Annotated in this window: 19 protein-coding genes and 1 pseudogene; 16 read left to right on the top strand and 4 right to left on the bottom strand. The window is 60.3% G+C overall.

Annotated features, from left to right (window positions below):
* Positions 1 to 68 precede the first annotated feature (68 nt).
* The 14 genes and pseudogenes from QXZ85_RS17300 (at position 69) to QXZ85_RS17240 (ending at position 15,884) form a co-directional block, all read left to right on the top strand.
* A complete protein-coding gene (locus QXZ85_RS17300) occupies positions 69 to 2,651 on the top strand; it encodes a PAS domain S-box protein (protein WP_315706462.1) in 2,583 nt (860 codons plus the stop codon).
* A 78-nt stretch (positions 2,652 to 2,729) separates the two neighbouring features.
* Positions 2,730 to 2,981, top strand: coding sequence for a hypothetical protein (locus QXZ85_RS17295; protein ID WP_315706461.1), 252 nt, complete (start codon positions 2,730 to 2,732; stop codon positions 2,979 to 2,981).
* Positions 2,978 to 4,555: a sensor histidine kinase gene (locus tag QXZ85_RS17290; RefSeq protein WP_315807276.1), complete on the top strand. Its 1,578-nt coding sequence runs from the start codon at positions 2,978 to 2,980 to the stop codon at positions 4,553 to 4,555. The genes QXZ85_RS17295 and QXZ85_RS17290 overlap by 4 nt, the downstream gene beginning before the upstream one ends.
* Positions 4,548 to 5,012 carry a response regulator gene (locus QXZ85_RS17285; protein WP_315706459.1) on the top strand — a complete coding sequence of 155 codons (465 nt, stop codon included), beginning with the start codon at positions 4,548 to 4,550 and terminating at the stop codon, positions 5,010 to 5,012. The genes QXZ85_RS17290 and QXZ85_RS17285 overlap by 8 nt, the downstream gene beginning before the upstream one ends.
* Before the next feature lie 15 nt (positions 5,013 to 5,027).
* A pseudogene (locus tag QXZ85_RS33795) lies at positions 5,028 to 5,372 on the top strand (response regulator); the annotation flags it as partial.
* A gap of 27 nt (positions 5,373 to 5,399) precedes the next feature.
* Positions 5,400 to 6,998 carry an HD domain-containing phosphohydrolase gene (locus tag QXZ85_RS17280; protein ID WP_315706458.1) on the top strand — a complete coding sequence of 533 codons (1,599 nt, stop codon included), beginning with the start codon at positions 5,400 to 5,402 and terminating at the stop codon, positions 6,996 to 6,998.
* A 225-nt stretch (positions 6,999 to 7,223) separates the two neighbouring features.
* Positions 7,224 to 8,174, top strand: coding sequence for a Flp pilus assembly protein CpaB (gene cpaB, locus QXZ85_RS17275; protein ID WP_315743849.1), 951 nt, complete (start codon positions 7,224 to 7,226; stop codon positions 8,172 to 8,174).
* Positions 8,174 to 9,373 carry a CpaE family protein gene (locus QXZ85_RS17270; RefSeq protein ID WP_315743847.1) on the top strand — a complete coding sequence of 400 codons (1,200 nt, stop codon included), beginning with the start codon at positions 8,174 to 8,176 and terminating at the stop codon, positions 9,371 to 9,373. Before cpaB ends, QXZ85_RS17270 begins: the two co-directional genes overlap by 1 nt.
* 103 nt (positions 9,374 to 9,476) lie before the next feature.
* Entirely contained in the window at positions 9,477 to 10,775 is a 1,299-nt protein-coding gene (locus QXZ85_RS17265) for a CpaF family protein (RefSeq protein WP_410052719.1), read from the top strand.
* Between the two features lie 3 nt (positions 10,776 to 10,778).
* Positions 10,779 to 11,738: a type II secretion system F family protein gene (locus QXZ85_RS17260; protein ID WP_315743843.1), complete on the top strand. Its 960-nt coding sequence runs from the start codon at positions 10,779 to 10,781 to the stop codon at positions 11,736 to 11,738.
* 19 nt (positions 11,739 to 11,757) lie between these two features.
* Positions 11,758 to 12,720 carry a type II secretion system F family protein gene (locus QXZ85_RS17255; protein ID WP_315727531.1) on the top strand — a complete coding sequence of 321 codons (963 nt, stop codon included), beginning with the start codon at positions 11,758 to 11,760 and terminating at the stop codon, positions 12,718 to 12,720.
* A 467-nt stretch (positions 12,721 to 13,187) separates the two neighbouring features.
* Positions 13,188 to 14,696, top strand: a complete 1,509-nt coding sequence (locus QXZ85_RS17250; RefSeq protein WP_315706452.1) for a type II and III secretion system protein family protein — start codon at positions 13,188 to 13,190, stop codon at positions 14,694 to 14,696.
* A gap of 29 nt (positions 14,697 to 14,725) precedes the next feature.
* The gene (locus QXZ85_RS17245; protein WP_315706451.1) at positions 14,726 to 15,085 is read left to right on the top strand and encodes a hypothetical protein; all 360 of its coding nucleotides are present in this window, start codon (positions 14,726 to 14,728) and stop codon (positions 15,083 to 15,085) included.
* A 271-nt stretch (positions 15,086 to 15,356) separates the two neighbouring features.
* Positions 15,357 to 15,884: a tetratricopeptide repeat protein gene (locus QXZ85_RS17240; RefSeq protein ID WP_315743841.1), complete on the top strand. Its 528-nt coding sequence runs from the start codon at positions 15,357 to 15,359 to the stop codon at positions 15,882 to 15,884.
* Between the two features lie 94 nt (positions 15,885 to 15,978).
* Here QXZ85_RS17240 and QXZ85_RS17235 read toward each other — a convergent pair whose 3' ends face one another.
* From QXZ85_RS17235 to QXZ85_RS17220, 4 genes are all read right to left on the bottom strand, one after another.
* On the bottom strand, positions 15,979 to 18,801 hold the full coding sequence (locus QXZ85_RS17235) for an EAL domain-containing protein (RefSeq protein WP_315743839.1): 2,823 nt from the start codon (positions 18,799 to 18,801) through the stop codon (positions 15,979 to 15,981).
* Positions 18,802 to 19,040: 239 nt separating this feature from the next.
* Positions 19,041 to 19,460: a pilus assembly protein gene (locus tag QXZ85_RS17230; protein ID WP_315706448.1), complete on the bottom strand. Its 420-nt coding sequence runs from the start codon at positions 19,458 to 19,460 to the stop codon at positions 19,041 to 19,043.
* Positions 19,461 to 19,463: 3 nt separating this feature from the next.
* Entirely contained in the window at positions 19,464 to 19,973 is a 510-nt protein-coding gene (locus QXZ85_RS17225) for a TadE/TadG family type IV pilus assembly protein (RefSeq protein ID WP_315706447.1), read from the bottom strand.
* 13 nt (positions 19,974 to 19,986) lie between these two features.
* Positions 19,987 to 21,276, bottom strand: a complete 1,290-nt coding sequence (locus QXZ85_RS17220; protein ID WP_315743836.1) for a TadE/TadG family type IV pilus assembly protein — start codon at positions 21,274 to 21,276, stop codon at positions 19,987 to 19,989.
* 441 nt (positions 21,277 to 21,717) lie between these two features.
* Between QXZ85_RS17220 and QXZ85_RS17215 the strand changes: the two genes are divergently transcribed.
* Together QXZ85_RS17215 and QXZ85_RS33790 are read left to right on the top strand one after the other, a co-directional pair.
* Entirely contained in the window at positions 21,718 to 21,906 is a 189-nt protein-coding gene (locus QXZ85_RS17215; RefSeq protein WP_315706445.1) for a Flp family type IVb pilin, read from the top strand.
* A gap of 149 nt (positions 21,907 to 22,055) precedes the next feature.
* A complete protein-coding gene (locus tag QXZ85_RS33790) occupies positions 22,056 to 22,316 on the top strand; it encodes a Flp family type IVb pilin (protein ID WP_409977553.1) in 261 nt (86 codons plus the stop codon).
* Positions 22,317 to 22,325: the final 9 nt, after the last annotated feature.

Raw genomic sequence — 22,325 nt, 5'->3', positions numbered from 1 at the left:
GAGAGCAAATGGGTCCTTCGGAAATTGCATCGCGAAGGTCGTTCAGGCGGCAGATCATTCTGACTTTCGTGGTCGGCTTCTTTTTCCTGATTTCGGCCTTTTCGATCTATTTGGTGGAGTCCGAAAGGACCCAGCGTCATCTCAACAGCATCAATGAAACGACAGGCTTGGCGCAGTCACTTGCGGCCAACTCCGTTCCCTGGGTGCTGGCAAACGACGTGGAGGGCTTGGAGGAAGTCGTTCTTTCCTTGCAGAGGTATCCGGAGTTTCGTTATGCCATGGTCATTTCTCCCTCGGGCCGTGTGCTGGCGCACAGCGACCTGGCGAAGGTGGGACAGTTCCTCTCCGACGAGAAGAGCCTGGCTCTCCTCGAGGCGCCACCCGAGAACCGGGTCATGAGAGACGACGCGTCCGTAGCCGAGGTCGCCGTGCCCGTCAGTGTCGGTCAAAGGCATGTCGGCTGGGCAAGGATCGGGCTGGGGCGAGAGAAAAATTCCGGCGAGCTGCGACGCTTGACGTTGGGAAGTGCGCTCTTCGTGCTGCTTGCCACGATCTCAGCGTTGCTCGCAGCCCTCCTTATCGCGAACCGGCTTGGGCATCGGATCGGATTGCTGGTGAGGGTGGCTGAGGAAGTGCAGGCCGGGAATTACGCGACGCGAGCGAACATTCCGGGTGGCGAGGACGAAATCACCAGGCTGGCTTCCAGCTTGAATCACATGCTGGATGCGCTGGCGAGGAATGAAGGGAGCCTACGGGCGGCCGCGCGCTATACCCGCAGTCTGATCGAGGCGAGCCTCGATCCATTGGTGACCATCAACCCGGATGGCAAGATCACCGACGTGAACGAAGCCACGATCCGGGCCACCGGGGTCGCGCGCGAAGTGTTGGTTGGAAGCGATTTCTCCAATTACTTCACCGAGCCGGATAGGGCACGCGCCGGCTACCGGGAAGTCTACGCGAAGGGTTTCGTGACCGAGTATCCCCTGGCGATTCGTCACGTCTCTGGCGCTGCAATCGACGTTCTCTATAATGCGAGCCTTTACCGCGACGAGAGGGGCGACGTGGCCGGAGTCTTTGCCGCGGCGCGCGACATCACGGAGCGCAAGCGGAGCGAGGAGCGGAACGCGCAGCTCGCGGCGATCGTGGAGTCCAGCGACGATGCGATCTTCGGCAAGACGCTGGAGGGCGTCATCACCAGCTGGAACAAGGGCGCAGAGCTGATTTACGGCTACACCGCGCAGGAAGTGGTCGGCAGGTCGGTCTCGGTCCTGATGCCGCCCGGGCGCAGGCAGGAGATGTCAAGCAATCTCGCCTTGATCCGGGAAGGACGCCATATCGTGCATTTCGAGACACCGCGGCGCAGGAAAGACGGGAAGGAAATTTACGTGTCGCTGACGATGTCTCCGGTGAAGGATGACGCGGGGCACATCATCGGCGCATCGGCGATCGAGCGCGACGTCACCGAGCTGAAGCAGGCGGGGGACGCGCTGCGGCAACGAGAGGCGGACCTGCGTGTGGCCTCGCTCTACACCCGCAGTCTGATCGAGGCTAGCCTCGATCCGCTTATGACGATCGACCCGGACGGGAGGATCACCGACGTGAATGAAGCGACGATTCTGGCTACCGGGATCGCGCGCGAGGCGCTCATCGGGAGTGATGTCTCCGCCTATTTCACCGAGCCGGACAAGGCGCGCGCCGGATACCAGGAGGTCTACGCGAAGGGGTTCGTGACCGATTATCCGCTCGCGATTCGTCACGTCTCGGGCAATGTGACCGACGTTCTCTTTAATGCGAGCGTCTACCGCGACGAGAAAGGAAACGTGGCCGGCGTCTTCGCCGCGGCGCGCAACGTCACCGCGCTGAGGCGGACGGAAAGGGAATTGCGCAAAGAGCGCGAACATCTCGAAGAACTGGTCGCGATGCGCACGGCGGAACTGACCACGGCGAACGGTGATCTCGAAGCGACCAACGGGGAGCTGGAGGCATTTGCCTATTCGGTCTCGCACGACCTCAGAGTGCCGCTCCGGGCGATCGACGGGTTCTCCCGCATCCTGCTGGAGGATTATTCCGGCAAGCTCGACGCCGAGGGCCAGCGGGTGCTGAACGTCGTGCGCGACAACGCGATCAAGATGGCCCGGCTGATCGACGACATCCTTGCGTTTTCGCGGGCAGGCCGCAGCGAGATCGCGCCGGCGCGGATCGATATGGATGAGGCGGTCCGCGCCGTGATCGAGGAATTGGCGCCGGCCGTCGCGGGGCGCAAACTGACCTTCGACATCAAGCCGCTGGCGCCGGCGCAAGGCGACGCCGCCATGATTAGGCGGGTTTGGACCAATCTGATCGATAACGCCGTCAAGTTCACCGCGCCCAAGCCCGACGCCGTCATCGAGATCGGGTCGACCGCCGGCAAGGACGAAACCACCTACTACGTCAAGGACAACGGCGCGGGCTTCGACATGCAATACGCCACAAAACTGTTCGGCGTGTTCCAGCGGCTGCATGGTTCCGAATTCGCCGGCACCGGCATCGGGCTCGCCATCGTCAAGCGCATCGTCGTGCGGCATGGCGGGCGGGTGTGGGCCGAAGGCAAGGTGAACGAGGGCGCGACGTTTTACTTTACCCTGCCGGTTCGGGAGGACTCTCATGCCTGAAGCGCACGCCGTGGTCGAAATCTTTCTGGTCGTCGGGGATAAGGCAATCGATGCGGAGCCTTGCATCCGGAGAGACGAGTGAAACAGCCGGAGAACAAGCAAATAATCGCAGTCTTTGTCGGTCATGGACTGGCGATCTTTCTGGCTGTGATATTGATCGCATTCTCCGTTCACGCATTGACGGCACTGCAGCAAATTTCGCGCAACGCGAGCGTCTACCAAGAGGAGAGGGGCAAAGTAGCCGGCGTCTTCGCCGCGGCGCGCGACGTCACCGAGTACGTTTGCAGTGCCATTTCACGCTTGGCCGACCCTAAACGATGGCGGCTATGAGAATTCGAATCACGATTTCACGCGCCATTTTTGCATTTGGCATGCTCACGGTGGTCGGTCTCGTTGTGGTGATCGTCGCGAGCAATTATGCGCTCTCCCAACTCAAGGTCGGCGGCCCTATTTACAACAGGATCGTACTTGGGAACGATCTTGTCTCGGACATTCTGCCTCCGCCAGAATACGTCATCGAGGCCTATCTCGAAGCGACACTAGCCCTCCATGATCCCCCATCGTTCGCGATGCACCGCGATCGGCTGGTTCAGTTGAAGAAGGACTATGATGAGAGACACAGCTTCTGGTCGAATTCCGGCCTTGATCCCGCGATCAAGAAGAAGCTGCTCGAAAAATCGCACCGTGATGTCCAGCGCTTCTGGACCTTGGTTGAACAGTCTTTTTTGCCCGCGCTGGCCACGGCCGATGCCGCTGCGGCGGCCAAATCATATGCGGACATAACGGCGGCCTATACTGCGCATCGCGCAGTGATCGAAGAGATCGTCAAACAGACCAAGGATGATAATGCTGCCACTGAAGCCGAAGCCGCCAGGCGAGTTAGATTTTTCACTTGGGTTCCCTCGGGCATTTTCGCACTCGTCCTTGTTATTGTTGGTGCCGGAATCGCCGGTGTCGTAAAGGGCGTTATCCATCCGATCGTCAAGATGACCGATGTCATGCAGCGCCTCGCCAGTGGAGAATTGGAAAGCGAAATTCCCTCCCTCGGCCGAAAGGACGAGGTCGGCGCGATGGCTGGCGCGGTTCAGGTCTTCAAGGAAAACGCCTTGCGTGTTCGGGCCATTGAAGAGGAACTGCGCAGGGAACATCAACACCTCGAAGAGCTGGTGACACTCCGGACAGCGGATCTGACGAAGGCCAACGCAAGGCTCGAAGCGTCCAACAAGGAGTTGGAGGCATTTTCCTATTCGATCTCGCACGACCTCAGAGTGCCGCTCCGGGCGATCGACGGCTTCTCCCGTCTCCTGCTGGAAGATTATTCCAGCAAGCTCGACGCCGAGGGCCAGCGGGTGCTGAACGTCGTGCGCGACAGCACGCTCAAAATGGCCGAGCTGATCGACGACATCCTTGCGTTTTCGGGGGTCGGCCGCAGTGAGTTGATTTCGGTGCAGATCGACATGGATGGATTGGTCCGCCACCTGCTCAGGGTATTCGAGCCGACGGTCGCGGGGCGCAAGCTGACCTTCGACATCAAGCCGCTGGCGCCGGCGCAGGGCGACGCGGCCATGATCCGGCAGGTCTGGACCAATCTGATCGAGAACGCCATCAAGTTCACCGGACCCAAGCCCGACGCCGTCATCGAGATCGGCTCGACCACTGGCGAAAAGGAAACAATCTACTATGTCAAGGACAATGGCGTGGGCTTCGACATGCAATATGCCAGTAAACTGTTCGACGCGTTCCAGCGGCTGCATGGCGCCGAATTCACCGGCGCCGGCATCGGGCTCGCCATCGTCAAGCGCATCGTCGCGCGGCACGATGGGCGGGTGTGGGCCGATGGCAAGGTGAACGAGGGCGCGACGATTTATTTTGCCCTGCCTGTCCAGGAGGACTCTCATGTCTGACGCAAACGCAGTGGTCGAAATTCTTCTGGTCGAGGACAATGCAACCGATGCGGAACTTTGTATCCGCGCGCTCAAGAAGCACAATCTGGCCAACCGGCTTGTATGGGTGAAGGACGGCGCCGAGGCGCTCGACTTCCTGTTCGCCAGGGGCGCCTTCGCCGACCGCGCGGCCTCCGCCGGCCATGCGGCCTCGATCCAGCCGAAGGTCGTCCTGCTCGATCTCAGGCTGCCCAAGGTCGATGGGCTCGAGGTCATCCGCAAGGTCCGGGCCGACGCTGTGTTGAAGGTACTTCCTATCGTCGTTCTGACATCGTCGAAGGAGGATCGCGACGTTGTGGAAGCCTACAAGCTCGGCGCCAACGCCTTCGTCAGCAAACCGGTGGAGTTCGATGAGTTCGCCACCAAGGTCGCGCAGCTCGGCCTCTTTTGGCTGCTTGTCAACAAGCCGCCGCTTTAGATCGGACGCACGCGCATGGATCCGGCACCGGATAGATCTCTCAAGATCCTGATCCTGGAGGACGAGCCGACCGACGCGGAGCTGGTCGAGCGCACGCTGCGCAAGGCCGGCCTCAAAATCGTCGTGGAGCGGACCGCGACCGGGCGAGGCTTTGCCGAGGCGCTAGACAAGTTCAAGCCGGACATCATATTGGCGGATTACAAGTTGCCCGATTTCGATGGGCTTGCAGCGGTCAAGCTCGTTCGAAAGAAGGATCCGGAGCTGCCTGTGATCGCGGTCTCGGGTTTCATTGGCGACCAGGCTGCGGTCGAACTGATCAGGGCAGGCGCCAACGATTACGTGCTCAAGGACCGTCTGGCGCGGTTGCCCTCCGCCGTGCAGCGGGCCATGGCCGAGACGGAAGGGCGGCGCGAACGCAAACGCGCGGAAGAGGCGCTGCGTGAAAGCGAGGTGAAGCTGCGCGAGAGCGAAGCGATGTATCGTTCGCTGGTCGCGGCAATGGCCGAAGGCGTTGTGTTTCAGGCAGCCAGCGGAGACGTCATTGCAACCAACCCGGCCGCCGCGAGAATCCTTGGGGGGCCTTCCGAACGGCGGCTGTTTGGGTTGAAATCGGACACCGTCCCCTGGCCCTGCATTCGTGAAGACGGAACTCCGTTCCCCGCAGAATCTCACCCTTCCATGGTCACCTTGCGCACCGGCCAGCCGCAACAGGATGTGGTGATGGGCCTGTGCCAACCCGACAGGGCGCCGACCTGGATTTCCATCAATTCGCAGCCCTTGCTGTTCGCGGGGGAGACGGCTCCACATGCGGTCGTCACGACTTTTCACGACATCACCGGGCGGAAGCAGGCGGAACGCGCACTTCATCGACTCAACCGGACGCTCAGAACCCTCAGCGCCGCCGACGCAGCAGTCGTGCGCGCAACAACCGAGCAGGAATTGCTCGACGAAATGTGTCGGATCGGCGTGGAATTCGGTGGCTATCGCCTGGCCTGGATCGGTTTTGTCGAACACGACGAGGCCAAGTCGATACGGCCGGTGGCATGGGCTGGCGAGCATCCCGAATTTGTTCAAACGGCGAATATCACCTGGGCGGACACCGAGCGGGGACGGGGCCCGACCGGGACCGCGATCCGGACCGGTGAAGTGCAGATCAACCAGGACGTCGCGACCAATCCGAATATGCTGCCTTGGCGGGCCGACATGCTCAGATACGGTTTCAACGCCTGCATCACACTGCCTCTCAAGAATAAATCGGAAGTGTTCGGCAGCGTCGCATTCTACGCGAGCGAACAGGATGCCTTCGGCCCGGAGGAGGTCGTCCTGCTGAAGGAGCTGGCTGGAGATCTTGCGTTTGGCATTTCAGCGCGGCGCGACCGTGCCGGGCACGAGGCGGCGCTCTCGGTCGTGCAGGAAAACCTGAAATCGACCGTCCAGGCGATCGCCGCCGCAGTCGAAATGCGCGACGTTTACACGGCAGGCCATCAGCGCCGGGTGGCCGATCTCGCGGTCGCAATCGCGCGCGCGATCGGTCTGACAGAGGAGCAGATCGAGGGCGTCTTCCTTGCAGGCCTGATTCACGATGTCGGCAAGATCAATGTGCCGGCCGAGATCCTGAGCAAGCCCGGCAAGTTGACGCCGCTCGAATTCCAGATGGTCCAGACCCACGCGCAAACCGGATATGACATCGTAAAGGGCATCAAGTTTCCCTGGCCCGTCGCCCAAGCCATCCTGCAGCATCACGAGCGGCTCGACGGTTCGGGCTACCCGAACCACCTCAAAGGCGAGGACATCCTGATCGAGGCCAAGATCCTGGCGGTCGCCGATGTAGTTGACGCGATGGTGTCGCATCGCCCCTATCGGGCCGGGCTTGGTCTCGATGCGGCTCTGGCCGAGATCGAGGCTGGGAAAAACCGTATTTACGATCCGGCGGCTGTCGACGCCTGCGTTGCCCTCTTCCGCCAGAAGGGCTTCAAGTTCAGTTGATTCAAGTTCGACTGAACTGCACGCTGCAATCGGCATTGGCGGAGGCCGGGACGAACCGTCTCGTTGTTCTCGCGAGGCGGTCGTCGAGGGGCTGGAACCATTGATTCAAATCAAAATCATCAGCTTAGCAGCAAGTATGAGTACAACAAGCTGGATTCCGGTTTGACCGCCGGGTTGCATTGATACTGGGCGGCGTACCGACATCGCCGCCAGAAAGTCCTTTCAATGTTTTTGCGCAACATCCTGCTCGCCATAGGCGGTGTTTTCGTGCTCGTCGGAGTTGGCCTCTTCATCGTGTGGTTCGGCCAGATGAGAAACCGCCCTGTCGCTGTAGTCGAAAAACCGGTCGAAAGCCGACCGGCGGTCCTGGCGGCGGCCCGTACAATCGACCTCGGCACATTATTGCGAAAAGAGGATATTGCCTGGAAGGACGTGGGGCCGGGTGAGGTTCGCCCAGGATATCTCATGCGTGGCCAGATTTCGGAAGCGGAATTCTTGGGCGCGATCAGTCGGCGCAATTTCGCCGAGGGCGAGCCGCTGATCGCGAGCGAGTTCGTCAAGCCCGGCGATCGGCAATTTCTCGCCGCAGTGCTCAAGCCGGGGAACCGTGCCGTATCGATTTTCGTTGATGCGGCACAAAGCGCGGCAGGGATGGTTTTGCCCGGCGATCGTGTGGATGTGATTTTGACGCAAAGCTTCGGCGAACAAGCAACTGATCCCGGGCGCAGGACAGTCAGCGAGACTATGCTGCGCGACGTGCGAGTGATCGCCATCGATCAATCACTGACTCAGTCGACCAACGTAGCGACTGCGATGAGCGCCGAGGCCCGTATTCCGAAGACGGTCACGCTTGAGCTGCTTGAACGGCAAGCGGAGGCGCTCATGGTTGCCGCGCAGCTGGGTAAGTTTCAGCTTGCGGTTCGGCCTCTCGAGCGCGTAGCCGTCGAGCGACCTGAAGGACAGACGGAGGCCGGGCCGGTCTGGGCGTCGGATGTTTCGCCAGCTCTCAGGGAGATCGGGGCACAGGTACTACGGAAATGCAATCCGGACGAGTCGCTTTCCGGGAGTTCGCTCGAATGTCTGGTCCGCCGTCCGCCCAACTCGTCTGGCGGCAGCGCGCCCTTTTTGTCCCGGCAAGTCATCGCGCCCGGTAACGTCGAGAGAGGCCCAAAGTGATGGATACGCCCGGACATGATCCCGGCCGGACCCGCGCCCGGGAAGCGGCGCCGGTTGCGACGGTCTTTGTATCCGATCAGGACTCCGAGGGAGTCATCCGTCAATCGCTCAGCGATCTCGGCGTCGACGACGCCGAGTTCAAGAAAGGTACGGTCGAAACCGCAACAGCCTACCTCGCCATGCAGCCGTCGCCGCGTCTTCTCTTTGTGGACCTGAGCGGCGTCGATGACCCGCTCGCACGTATTTATGAGCTTGCGGAACGATGCGAACCGAGCGTCAGCGTCGTGGCGATCGGCGACAGGAACGACATCGTTCTCTACCGCGACCTGAAAAACGCCGGTGTCAGCGAATATTTCTTCAAGCCTTTGATCATTGACGTGGTTAAAGCGATCTGCCGCGGGATTCTGCGTGACGGAGGCGAACATTCGCCGAATCAACGCACCGGTAAGCTCGTCTTCGTGATCGGCGTGCGCGGCGGCGTCGGAGCCACCACGATCGCGGCCAACGCGGCCTGGTATTTGGCCGAGAAAAGGCAACGCTGGGTCATGGTTGTCGATCTCGACCTGCACAACGGCGACGCCGCGCTGCAATTTGATTCGACGCCGGGCCATGCGCTCCGCGAAGCGTTCGAAAAGCCCGAGCGCGTCGACAGGCTCTTTCTCGAACGCGGAACGATACATGTGCGCGAGCGTCTCGATTTGCTGGCGGCTCTTGAACCGCTGAGCGAGAGCACGACGCTGGCCGAAGACGCCGTGCTCTCGCTACTGGGAAAATTGCTGCATCGGTATCGTTTCGTCTTTGTCGACTTGCCGTCGATCGTTGCGTTGGGGCTGGCTCAAGTGCTGCACCAGCCGAGCGTCTGTGTCCTGGTCAGTGATGCCAGTCTGGCGTCGGCGCGAGAACTGTCGCGCTGGCGCGAATGGATCGGGCCCAATTCTGCCGAGCGCAGGACGCTGCATGTTCTCAACATGAACGGGGCCGACGGAGCGCTGCCGGAATCCGAGTTCATTCGTGCGGTTGGCCGGGCCCCCGATATCATCATCCCCTATGATCGGGACATCGCGATGGCCTCAAAATTTGGTGTGAAGGCCACACGGAAATGCGCTGTGCTCAACCGTGGTTTGACGCAGTTGCTCCGCGACTTGACGGGAGAGACTGACGCGCCGACGCGTTCGATATTCAGTCGGGTCTTTGGTTGACATGGGCCAGTTCGGCAGAAAAACCGCCAGCGAGACGCCTGCCGCGGAGCAGGCTCCGACGAACCTGCGGCAAGCCGGGGGGACGGCGGTCGGCGATGCACTGATGAAGGCCTCGACAAGGTCGACGGTCTCCGTGGCGAAGGACTACATCCGCGACCAGATCTTTCTGCGCATCGAGCCATTGGTTGCGGTGCGGATCAGCCAGCAGGACCTGATGGTCTCCGTCAATAAACTGGTGGCCGAGATCGCGAATGAGCGAAAAATCCTCCTGAACCAGGATGAGCAGCGCGTTCTCAGCGCCAGCATCGTCGACGAAATGGTCGGACTCGGGCCGATCGAGCCGCTGCTACGGGATTCGTCAGTAGCCGATATCCTCGTCAACGGGCCGCGCATGATCTATGTGGAGCGGCGGGGCAAGCTGGAGCTGACCAAGCTGCAGTTCCGCAGCGATGCGCACGTCCTGCATGTGGCGCAACGCATCGCATCATCGATCGGCAGGCGCATCGATGAATCAAGTCCCATGCTGGACGCAAGATTGGCGGATGGCAGTCGTGTTAACGTGATCATTCCGCCGCTCAGCCTCAGAGGACCTTGTATTTCGATCCGAAAGTTTTCCAAGTCCATGATGGATTTCGCAAGCTTTGTCACAGGCGGCACGCTTTCGCCGCAGCTCGCAAGCGCGCTCGAGATCGCCGCGCGTTGTCGTCTGAATATTATCATCTCCGGCGGCACCGGCTCCGGTAAAACGACCCTGCTCAACTCTCTTTCGCGCATGATCGATCCGGGCGAGCGCATCGTCACGATCGAAGATGCCGCCGAACTCCAGCTTCAGCAGGCTCACGTCATTCAACTGGAGACGCGTCCGCCCAATGTCGAAGGGCACGGCGAAATCTGCCAGCGTGATTTGATGCGCAACGCCCTTCGAATGCGGCCGGACCGGATCATCGTGGGGGAGGTTCGTGGAGCAGAGGCCTTCGACATGATGCAGGCGATGAACACGGGGCATAACGGCTCCATGTCGACGGTTCATGCCAACTCCGCGCGCGACGCGTTGGGGCGTATCGAGAACATGATCTTGATGGGGACCGGCAACTTGCCGATGCGGGCGATTCGCACCCAGATCGTCAGCGCACTCGACCTTGTGGTGCATACCGAGCGCATGCGCGACGGTGTTCGTCGGGTGACCGAAGTTGCGGAGATTGTCGGGCTGGAAGGAGAGGTCATCACCCTTGGTTCGTTGTTCACCTACAAATACCAGGGCGAAAACCCGGATGGCACCCTCCGCGGAGGTTTCGAACCGACACAGGTCCGACCACAATTTATTCCGCGGCTGGAGTATTTCGGATTAGCCCGTGCGTTCTTGCGGTCGCTTGGCGTTCCGGAGAAAGAAACCGAGGAATAACTCATGTCGTCCGTCATCGGGCTGGCGCTTGTTCTGCTGCTGATCGGCGTGGTCGCACTGACGGCGGCGCTGCTGATGAGTCGAAGAACACGCCTGGAGACGGAGAGGCGCGTGAACCTTATCACCGGCGAAAGGGAGACGTCCGGGGGGGGCAGCGCGCTCGGCGAACTGCTGAAGGTCCGAACCAGAAAATTTGATGCGCAGGTGCGCCGCATATTCACGATCGGAATCAAATACACCTGGGCAATGCGGTCCGGCTCGCTCAAGCTCCTGCTGATAGCCGCGCTATCGGCCGGCGGGATGTGGCTCCTGACTCGCCAGCTCCTCGGTTTCTCGCCATTGCTCGCGGTGGCGGTGAGCGCGGCTGCGTCGTTCTTTGCGCCGCGCTTTCTTCTTTCCCGGGAGCAGAAGCAGACCGAACGCAAGTTCGTCGACCTGTTTCCGGACGCGGTCGACACCGTCGCTCGCACGCTCCGGGCCGGCCTGCCGATCACTGCGGCGATGCGGACTGTCGCCGTCGATGGATCGCCACCCGTCAGCACGGTATTCGGCTTGATCGCTGATGACCTGCGAATTGGCGTTCCGCTCGAGGAAACCCTGGAGACAAGCAGCCGGGAAATAGGGCTGCCGGAGTTTCGCTTTTTCACCGTAGCCATGACGCTGCAGTATGTGACCGGAGGCAACCTCACGGCGACGCTGGAAATTCTTTCCGACATCATACGCAAGCGCCGCGCGGCCCGCCTCAAGGCCAAGGCCGCCACCGGCGAAATTCGCATCACCGCTTATACTCTCGGTGCGATACCGATTCTGACCACCGGAGCGTTGCTCGTCGTTCAACCGCGCTATCTCATCCCCTTATGGACGGACCCGCGCGGCCATTTGATTCTCGCGCTGGCTGGCGCTCTGCTTCTGCTATCGTTCCTTACGATGCGGAGGATGATGCGCAGTGTGACCGACGCGTGACGGAAATAGAGGCGAAGCCATGAATGCGTGGCAGCTCTGGAATGCCCTGACTTTCGCCGACTTGATGGGGCTGTTTGGCATAATTGCGCTGGTCGCAGGTGGCACGGTTCTGATTGCTTCCAGCATTCTGGTGCATGCCGACGCGCTGGCGCGGCGCGTCAATCTGGCCCTGCCGCGACCCGCGATGGCAGGGGCTGGAGCGCCGGGAGAGGCGCATCCAACGATCGTGCAGCAGCTTCCTTCGCTCGCGGTCGGCATCTCGAAGGCGGAGCAGCAGCAGATCATCCGGCTGCTATCGTACCTCCGTGTGCCGGCCGATCGGGCAGTGTCATATTTTGTCGTCGCCAGGGTTGTTGTGGCCTTGAGCTTTGCCGCATTGGCGTTGGGGGCGGCCATGCGTTTTGCCCTCTTTGCGGCGCACTGGTGGCTGCCGATCATGGCTGCGATCGTGGCCGCGATCGTGGGCTGGATTTCACCGCTCTTCTATATCGATCGCGTCGTGAAGCAGCAGGCCGAGGCCGTCGCGTCAGGGCTGCCTGATGCACTCGAATTGCTGGTGGTCTGCGTCGAGGCCGGTTTGTCTCTCGAGGACGGGCTTCAAAGGGTCGCTCGCGAACTCAGGGAGGCGCAACCGGCGCTCGCCGATGAACTCGTTCTGACCTGGGCTGAAATCAATGTCCTGCCCAGTCGCGCGCAGGCGCTCGCCAACTTGGCTGATCGGATCGACGTTCCGAGCGTGCGGTCAGTCGTGAGCATGCTGTCCCAGAGTCTACAATTCGGAACGCCACTTGCCCAATCGCTGCGGGTGGGGGCAGTGGAAATGCGCAATGACCAGATGGCGCTGTTGGAAGAGCGGGCAAGCCGGTTGCCGGCGATGCTAACCATTCCGGTGATGCTGTTCATCATGCCTACGGTCTTTCTGCTCGTTGGTGGACCGGCCGCCCTAAGATTGATCGATATGTTCCGATCTGGATTGCACTGAAGCGGCTGTTGCAATGCAAAGCCGGAGCGTCGGACCATGCTGCCGAGATCGAATCGCCGCTCGATGCGCGACCGCGCTTTTGGACAACAGTCGGGCGGTTTCATGTGATCATGTCAAGCAAGCCCCTGTCCGCCATTGACATTCGCGAGTTAAAACAATCAAATAATCACCGGTGGTTGTGTTGGCAGGCTTTGATTCGTCTCGATGGTTGGGGCGAATGAGTTTCACTTGAATTCGATGACAGCTGAGGGCGGGCATGGCTGTTGTTTGGGTGCGCTTCAATCAAATTGAAGGTGTGCTGGTTACGAGTTCCATGAAGCCGCCAATCGCCGCGACGCATGGAGCCTAGCTGGCCGCGCCAAAAAAATGATGGCTTGGTTCCAGATGGGGCGGGCATGTTCCTTAGGTTGGCAGGCGGCATCAGCCAGTCCCTACAAAGTGGGACAGCATCGGCAATTCGAGGACAGTTGCTGGGCCGCCTCGTGATGGGCCGCATGGGAGCGGCCGTGGCACTGATGGCTGCGGCCATCAGCGTCGGAATCTACGGCACCGGCCCGGCGAGGTCGCAGGTGCACGTGGTTCAGGATGACCCCATACCAGCGCGGCAGATTTCGGTGACGCGCGACAAGTCGCGCACGATCAAGCTGGATAAGCCATTTGCCTCGGCGGTCGTTGGAGCTCCGGATATTGCCGATGTCCTGCCGATGTCCGATCGCATAGTTTATATTCAGGGCAAGAAAATCGGAACCACCAATGTTACCCTGTTCGATCAAGGCAAGAATGTGATCGGCGTGATCGGACTGGAAGTCACGATCGATGTCCAGAATATCGCGAGCAAGATTCGCTCCGGAACGAACAGCCCCGGCATCCGCGTCTCCAGCAGCAACAACCAGATTGTGTTGAGCGGCGAGGCGAGGGATGCCGTGGATGCGGAAAAGGCGGTCGCGATCGCTAGGGGAATGGCGACGCCGCCGGAAGGAAAGGACCCCGAAAAATACGTCATCAACGCGATGCGCGTTGCCGCGTCGCAGCAGGTGATGCTGAGAGTCCGTTTCATCGAAGTGAGCCGCCAAGCGGAGCGGGAAATCGGTGTGAACTGGTTTGGTGCCAATGCCAGCGGAACGCGTGGCATCAATACCGGAACGGGCGCCATCACCCAGGCTGGCCCCACGGCCACGAGCGCTGGAGTTCCCGTGTTCAACACGATCGGAACATTCGCTGGAAGCACCTTGAGTGCGCCCTTCGGCGTTGGGCTTTTCAACCTTGCCAACAAGGGCGGCAGCGTCGACGTTCTGATCACTGCGCTGGAGAAGAAGGGACTCGCACGGCGGCTCGCGGAGCCGGATCTCGTCGCTCTTTCCGGCGACACGGCGAGCTTTCTCGCGGGTGGAGAATATCCTGTGCCTTCCGTGCAGTCCTCGTCGGGCACCACCCCTGTCATTACCGTGTTGTACAAGCCATTCGGCGTGCAATTGACGTTCGTTCCGACCGTCCTCGCCAGCGGAATCATCAATCTGCGCCTGACGCCTTCGGTCAGCGAACTCGATTACACCAACGCCGTTTCGATCTCCGGTACTCTTGTTCCGGCGCTGAGCAAACGGGAGGCGCGGACGGCGATCGAACTGCGCGACGGGCAGAGCTTCGCGATTGCCGGTCTTCTTCAGTCGGATAATTTGCGGGATGTCGGACAACTGCCATGGCTTGGTTCGGTGCCCGTTCTCGGGGCGCTGTTCCGCAGCACGTCGTACCAGCAGAAAGAGACCGATCTCGTGGTGATCGTCACGCCTCATCTTGTCGCGCCCGCGGCTCCTGGCCAGGCCCTGGCGACGCCATTTGACAAACAGCTTCCCGGCAACGATGTCGACCTGTTCCTGATGGGCCGGCCGGAAGTCCGCAAGCAATATACCGACTACCTGACCTCGGGTGGAGCGCATGAAGGACCCTATGGTCACATGATGCCCCTCGAACCGAAATGATGGCGCGACCGATGGGAAGGAAGGTTCGAATGACGAAAATGACCGGCTTGGTCGCACTCCTGATCCTGATCGCCTCTGGCGATGCGCGGGCGGCGGACTACCCGTTTTGGGATGAAATGGCGCGGTATTTTCAGCGGATCGATACGATCTCGGTGACCTCCGGCGACGCCAGAGAGGTGAATGCGGTCACCCACATCATCGACCCTTGGCCGCGCCATGTCCGCAACCGGCGCATTCCCGCAAATGGCGAGCGCATGGTCGGTGCAATCACACGCTACAGGAATCCAGGTGGGCTGGGTAAGACCACGGCTGCGCCGACCCTTGCCCCGATCATTATTCCAACCGCGAGCAGTAGTGGCGGCGGGGAAGGCTATGGCGGCGGGCAATAAGGGCGCGCGGGGCGATCACCTGGATACAGCTCGTGCCGGGAATCTCCCGACTTGAAGCGCCAGAGCATCAGTTACAGACTCTAGCACCCACTTTCCGAAGTTCGTGAGTCACTGCTGCTATATTCGTGCACGAGCTTCGGAAAGTCATGGGTATTAGCAAGCTTATGATTCTAGTACCGCTTTTCGATCTGAAGTCCCTGAGACGAATTCGCGGCAGGTGATGCAGGGACTTCACTTCGGGTCGGCGGTACTAGGGGCATTTCGAATCGAAATGGCGCGCATTTTTCATTTGTTGTCGGCCGGACTGCTCACAATCGCGCTTGGAGGGTGCGAAACCGTAGCGGGCCCGGTTGCGGCCGTCGACGATGCAGGAACCACCGTGACGATCTCAGAGCCCGGGGACGTCAAATATTATCCTTCAGATGAACCCTTGCGGTTGGGCGAGGAATATTTCAATCGCGGGATTTACGGAACAGCCGAGCAGTATTTCCAGAGTGCGGTCGAAAAGGCTCCGAAGGACGTGAGTGCATGGATCGGACTGGCCGCCAGCTACGACCGCCTTGGACGTTTCGATCTGGCGGACCGCGCGTATCGCCAAGCCATCAAGCTGGGTGGAGAAACCACGCAAATTCTCAATAACCTTGGTTATTCCTACATGCTGCGCGGAAAACTGACCGCGGCTCGGGCAAAATTCATGGAAGCTTACCGGCGTGAACCTGACAACCCGACGATCCTCAACAACATCAATCTGCTGAATTCAAGCTATCGATTCATCGAGCGAGAGCTGCCTCCGCAGTAGAGTGCATTCCGTATTGAGCGGGGTTGGCGTCGCGGGGCATCGTTGCGTTGCATCGAACACGATCATCTTGCCATGACGGACGCTTCGATCGGAGTCAGCAGGCAGCCGGTTCGATGACACCCCGGCGCAGGAATTCGGTGGCGCGTTCGGCTGGCACGGCCTTGCTGAAGTAAAAGCCTTGCCCCACCAGGCAGCCGGCAGACACAAGGAAATCGAGCTGGGCCTTGGTCTGAACGCCCTCCGCAATGACCTTGATGCCGAGTTCTCGCGCCAGACTCAGCGTCACCTTGGTAATCGCGATATCGCCGGCGTTTTCCGGGATGCCGAGGATGAAGCGCTGCGCCAGCTTGAGACGGCCCACCGGGTAGGTGCTCAAATAGGCGAGAGAGGAGTACCCGGTTCCGAAGTCGTCGATCGCAATACTCGCTCCGAGTCGCTCGATCCGTGCCAGGGCGTCGCTATGCATCTGCGTGGTTTCCATCAAGACGGACTCGGTAAGCTCGATTTCGATTTCGCCGGGAGCAATGCTCCACCGTTTCAGGTTCTCGGCCAAATCCTCCTCGAACTCCGTGCAAACGCACAACTCCGCCGCGGAGACGTTGACCGCTAGGCGAGGCGGCGCGATTCCCTGGTCCCGCCAAGCCTTGAACTGCCGGCATGTCTGATCCAACACCCAGCGACCGAGGGGGCAGATGGTCCCAGTCTTCTCCGCAAGGGGAATAAAGAGGTCGGGCAATAGCAGTCCGCGTCGGGGGTGGTTCCAGCGAACCAGCGCTTCCATCCCGACGATCCGGCCTGAGGTAAGCTCGACCTGTGGCTGGTAGTAGAGTTCGAGCTCATGGTTATCGAACGCGGCGCGCAGCTCATTGGTCAGCACGACGCGTTCACGCACTTCCCGGTCGAGTTCTTCGGCGTGGAAGCAATAGCGGTCGCGGCCTTCTTCCTTTGCCCGATAGAGTGCGAGATCGGCCTGGGTCAGCATCGTTTCAGGTTCCGTAATTGTCGGATCGCAGAATGAGATTCCGATGCTTACCGTGACGTGAATCTCGTTGCCGTCTAGTCGATATGGAGCTGCCATCGATTTCGTCAGCTTTGCGGCTAACACCCCTGCGTCCGACGCGTCGTCCATGTCGGTTTGGAGAACCGCAAATTCGTCGCCGCCGAACCGCGCGATGAAATCGCTTTCGCGCACTTCATCCTTGAGACGGATCGCGACCGCCTGCAACAGGCGATCGCCCTCCATATGGCCCAGCGTATCGTTGATGTCCTTGAAGCGATCCAGATCAAGGTAGTGGACCGCAAAGGCTCCGGCCCCGCGCCTGTTCGATGCGAAAGCTTCGTGGAGCCGACGTATGAACGCTGGGCGATTGGGCAGGCCTGTGAGCGGGTCATGCAGCGCTTGCGCGAGTAACGCGGCTTCCGCCGCTTTGCGCGCCGTGATGTCCTGCACCTGGGTGATATGGTGAAAGGGCGCACCTGATGCGTCGAAGACCACGGCGGCGTTGAGCTGGACCCAGACAACTTTGCCGTCCTTGCGGATATAGCGCTTTTCCGTTTCGTAAACGGGAATTTCACCGGCATGCAATCGACGGGCGTTTTTGATGTTTTCGGCGCGATCGTCCGGGTGAGTGATATCCGCGAAGCTGCGGGTCAGCAATTCGTCCTCGCTGTAGCCCGTGATTCGGCAATACGCGGCATTGACCTTGATGAAGCGGCCGTTCAGGTCGACCAATGCCATCCCGTGCCCGGCGGACTCGAAGGCGCTGCGGAAGCGCGCCTCACTCAAGTATATCGCCTGTTCCGCCGCCTTACGGCCGGTGATGTCGCGGGCCGAGGCGATACCCTGGACAGGCTTTCCCGTACTGTCGAGAACCACGAATACCCGCCCCTCAACAAGCACATGGTTCCCGTCCTTCCGTTGCATTTTGAATTCGGATTCGCTTATACGGCCGGGCTTTTCGAGGCTTTGGATGCGTTCAACCGCGGCCTGGCGCTCTTTCGGCGCCAGAAAATCTTGCCAGTTCCTGCCGATCAACTCCTCGGCCTTCTCATATCCGAGAAGCTTTGCGGCGGACTTGTTGGCTGCGTCGACGGTGCCGTCCGCGTTCCAGACGAGGATGGCGTCGGGTGAAAGATCGAACAGAGCGCGATAGTCCCTCTCGCTTTTCTGTAGCGATTTTTCGAGCAGCGCTTCCTTGGTCCAATCGCGATTGAAGGACTTCCCGAGCTCTCCATACGGGATCTTTTTTGGCTGCTTCGGAGCATGCCCGAGATGGCGCGCCAAATGCGCCTCGATCCGGGCCGGCGGTGCCATGATGAAGCGGCAAGCCGCGTCGCCTCTGGCCCGGCAGGAAACCTCCGTGGCGACCAGGGGCAGTCCGAAACTTTCCTCGCACCACCCCGAGGAATACCCAGCGTTCATGTGGCAGACTGGGAAATCGCTGTGCTTGCCGGCACGCATCCATGCATCCGCCTCGAATGAGTAAGGGTGGTCGTAGAGAAGGAAATAGTCTTCGCTGGGCTCGGGTTTCGATTCTTCCGATATGTCCACGAAAGCCCAGCCGGCATGAGAAAAGAAAATGGGACCGGGGGCGAGTTTGCTGATCGGATCGCTCAATCCCATCGCTTTGTGGAAGTGGCGGGCGTCCGCTTTCCCAAGTGCATGAGCAATGTCGAACAGCATTTGGCTGGCAATGGCGGTGGCCTCATGCTCCGAATGCGCGAAGAGGCGTTTGAGGACATCAAAGAATTCGACGGACAGCGACGCTCCTCGAACAAGGACGAACCGCTCATCCGAGATTTCAATGGTGCCCTTGGTGGGGTCATCCCGCCGGTCCCGAAAAAATCTGCTGACCTGTTCTTCCGCCTTGTCGAAGAGGGCCTCGATCGGCGGCGGGGCCTTGACCGTTCGCGACATTGCAGAACCTCAGCTTCAAGATCTCGATCGAACGCTCGTCCCGGTAACTTTCGACGTGTCGACTTCCGCTTCGAAAGCACAACGCCGCGAAACGACGATGCCGCGCCTGCATCCTGCCATGATACGATATGTTAGACGTACGTTTTCGGGCGCTGATCGGCTTGATCCAGATCAACCCGCCGATCCCGGCCTGGAAAGGGCGAGATACGCCGCTGGTGCTCGATCTTGCGCAACGCCCGCTACGGATATTGCGGCGGATAGCACGCCGTCGCGCTTAACGTCATGGTGTTGGCGCCGCCAAGCGTTGAAGTCCCATAAAACCACGGGATGACAAACTGGAACGTATAGGTTGCGCTCACCTGCTTGCCGCAGGCAGGTTGCGTGACCGTGAACGCCGCAGCCGTGACATCGAGCCCCCATGCCTCGCCTACGGCATAGTTTTGGATCAGGCCGGTGTTGGCGCACGCCGTGCTGTTGACGGCGGCGCATCGCGCGGCGGCTTCGGTCGCCCGGCTCAGGGTCGTAAATGTCCACAGCAGGCGGCCGATGTCGATGATTCCGAAAGTGAACAGCAGCAGCACCGGCAGGACGAAGCCATATTCAATGGCGACGGCACCGCGAAGCCGAAACCGGGTTTGCGATTTCCGGATTGGCGCCATCGCCTAGTTCACCCTCACCACCGCTTTTGCGGTAAATGTGGACGGCACCGGCAGTCCCGGAAGGGACAGAATAATTAGGTGATTGAGCGCCGCGTTGACCTGAACATATACGCCCGCCGTGGTGATCCCGTCGGCGCAGGTGGGTGGGGGGTTGGGGGGGATGGGGAAGAGGCACGCCATCTCCGTGATGCCGGTTGCCTGCGGACAGCCGCAAAACCGCCGTGGAGCGGGGGTGGCTGTCAGGGCCGGCGTGCCGTCCGGATAGACGCTGCTGGCATTGAGCACCGAGTTGGTAATGCCCGCAGAATCCCAACCGTTCTTGGCCGCATACAGCATGCCGGCTTCGACCGCATTGCTCACCTGCATCGCCTCATACATGGCGAACCCGAGATCGACCGTTCCCACCAGCAGAATGAACAGGAACGGGAGAAACAGCGCGAACTCGATGGCCGCCGTGCCCGATTCACTCCGGCGTCCGGACCGCTTTCCAGATTTCGTCTTGGCCATGGACATGAATGCGCCTCGTCTACTCGACAAGCTGGGACGCGCTGCTGCTACCGATCGGAAGAACCGGTACGCCGGAGCAATTGAGCTGCAAGGTTGAACTTCCGCTAAAATTTATCGTCAAAGCGATAAGCTGCATGCACGTCGTTACGGTTCCGCTGCCACCGGTGTAGTTGACCGCACCGTTCGGAAAATATGCTGCGCCGGTGATCGTCATCGTTGAGCCGCCCAAGAGCTTGTTGTCGTTGCCTGTGCTGGCCTTCGGGTCCTGGAACAAGGCAATTCCTGCCATCGGCCCGGCGGTCGGTGCAGAGATGTTCAGAGTCGAGCCGCCGGAAATTTGGGCCGTCCCGACCAGTTTGCTCGTGGCGCCCGTGAGCACGATGGAGACGCCGTTCTTCCCGTTCAGCGTGGCGCCGCGGCCCAACGTGAGATCGCCGCCATTGATGATGTAGACCCCCGGCATTAGCGTGAGTTCGCCGCTGCTCTTGTCGGAAATCCCGCCGCAATAGGTTCCGGGGATCAGCGTGTCGCTATCGGCTCCGGTCAGTTTGTAGTTGGTCTTCAAGCACGTTCCAGGCGTCGGCACGGTGTGACCGCTGTAGGGGTCGGTTGGCAGGTTGGTCGCGTTCGTATTGATAGGCGGCTGGACAGGATTAATCGAGCCACCGCCGCTCGTCCTGTAGTCGCCGGCAGTTGATACCGTTTGTGCATTGATTCGAGTGCCGCCGCCGGACACGTCGATCGATGAATCGGACGTTGAGTAGACCGCAAGCCCACACTTGGTAAGGTCCACGATTGCGCCGCCGGATGCCGATACTGCTTTGTTGGCGCTACGCGAAAGGGCCAGCACGCACGAACTGCCCTGGAGCGCCACCGCGCTCACGCCCAGAGTGAAGAGGTCCGAGCCGAATAATCCGACAAGAGTGAGAGTCTGAGGCTGGGTAATGATCACCTGGACCGCGGCTGGATCCGCGGCATGCGCGGCGCTGGCCGGCGGACTGACCGGCGGATGATTGACGGTGATCACGACGCCATCGACGCCGTTGACATAGCCGACGGCGGCCGCGAGCGCATACGCCTCGGTCCTGAAATCGGCAGGATGGCCTGTTGCCAGTGCGGTTGCGGCGCCGAACGCCGCCGCGTCTGCGGCCGACTGCATTTGACGATGCTTGTAGATGGCGAAACCGATGTCGACAGCCAACGCGGCCATGCCGATCAACACGGCCGCTACGAGGCCCATCTGTATGGCGACGCTGCCCTGCCGGGACCGGCGAAGTTTTCGCGCCAGGGCGCCGATCCAAATACGCATCCCAATATACCCCCTGCAGATGCTGTCCGGCGATGCGGCCACAAGACGGAGCCGCAAAACGGGTCAGCTGCAGAATGGCTCAATGCCGGCTCGCCTCGTGCACGCTCATCTGACATGGCCCAGCCCGAAATTAGAACGGTCCGTGATGCAAAATGTTCCGCCGCCGAGCGGCGATCGATAACGTGCAACATCATGAACCATAACGCCGGAACTCCCGGATTTCTCCGGAGCAAAATCGAAAGGTCGCTCGGGGGGATGCGGGGCATGCCGTTGCTCCCGGGCATGCCGTTGTTCATGCCTCTTGGTGCATCGCAGCATGTGCTGCCCGAAAAAGACACGCAGGCTCGAGAATCATATTCGTTTGCGATTGTTGAGCTATGTCAATAACTTATTTCCGTTAGCTGGTCATGGTACTATTTGTTTTGAACAACGAGGCATGCGATGCGCAGGTTCGCTACAAAAGTCGCCGGCTGGCTTTCGATCGAATCTGAGTCGGGTGTCACCGCGATCGAATATGGGCTTCTCGCCGCACTGATCGCTGTCGTGATTATCACGAGCGTGACGCTCGTCGGCACCAACCTCGAGGCTGTATTCAACTACATCGCCAGCAAGCTAAAGGTACCCACCTAGTAGTCTCCGTCAGCGACGCGGGCGCCATCGCCATGCGTCGCTTGCCAGGATGCGGATCGGCTCTCGATTGAAGCTCGCTGCGGCGTTGGGCCGCATCAGGACGTTATGAGCGTATTCTGATCTCGTCGGTTTCGGTGGAGGAGCGTACGATGCGCAAGTTCGCTACAAAGGTGGCCGGCTGGCTTTCGGTCAAATCTGAGTCGGGTGTCACCGCGATCGAATATGGGCTTCTCGCCGCACTGATCGCCGTCGTGATCATCGTGGGTGTGACGCTCATCGGCACCAACCTCGAAGCCATATTTAACTACATCGGAGGCAAGACAAAAGCACCCTGTACCGAAAAATTTCCGCCGGCGACGCTGGAGCCATCGCGATGCGTCGCTTACCAGGACGCAAAGCAATTGGGGTGAACAGAAAAC

This window comes from Bradyrhizobium sp. SZCCHNGR1005 (genome assembly GCF_032489995.1).
Taxonomy (GTDB): domain Bacteria; phylum Pseudomonadota; class Alphaproteobacteria; order Rhizobiales; family Xanthobacteraceae; genus Bradyrhizobium.
The sequence above is the reverse complement of the archived record's forward strand: the minus strand, read 5'-3'. Positions and strand labels throughout refer to the sequence as shown.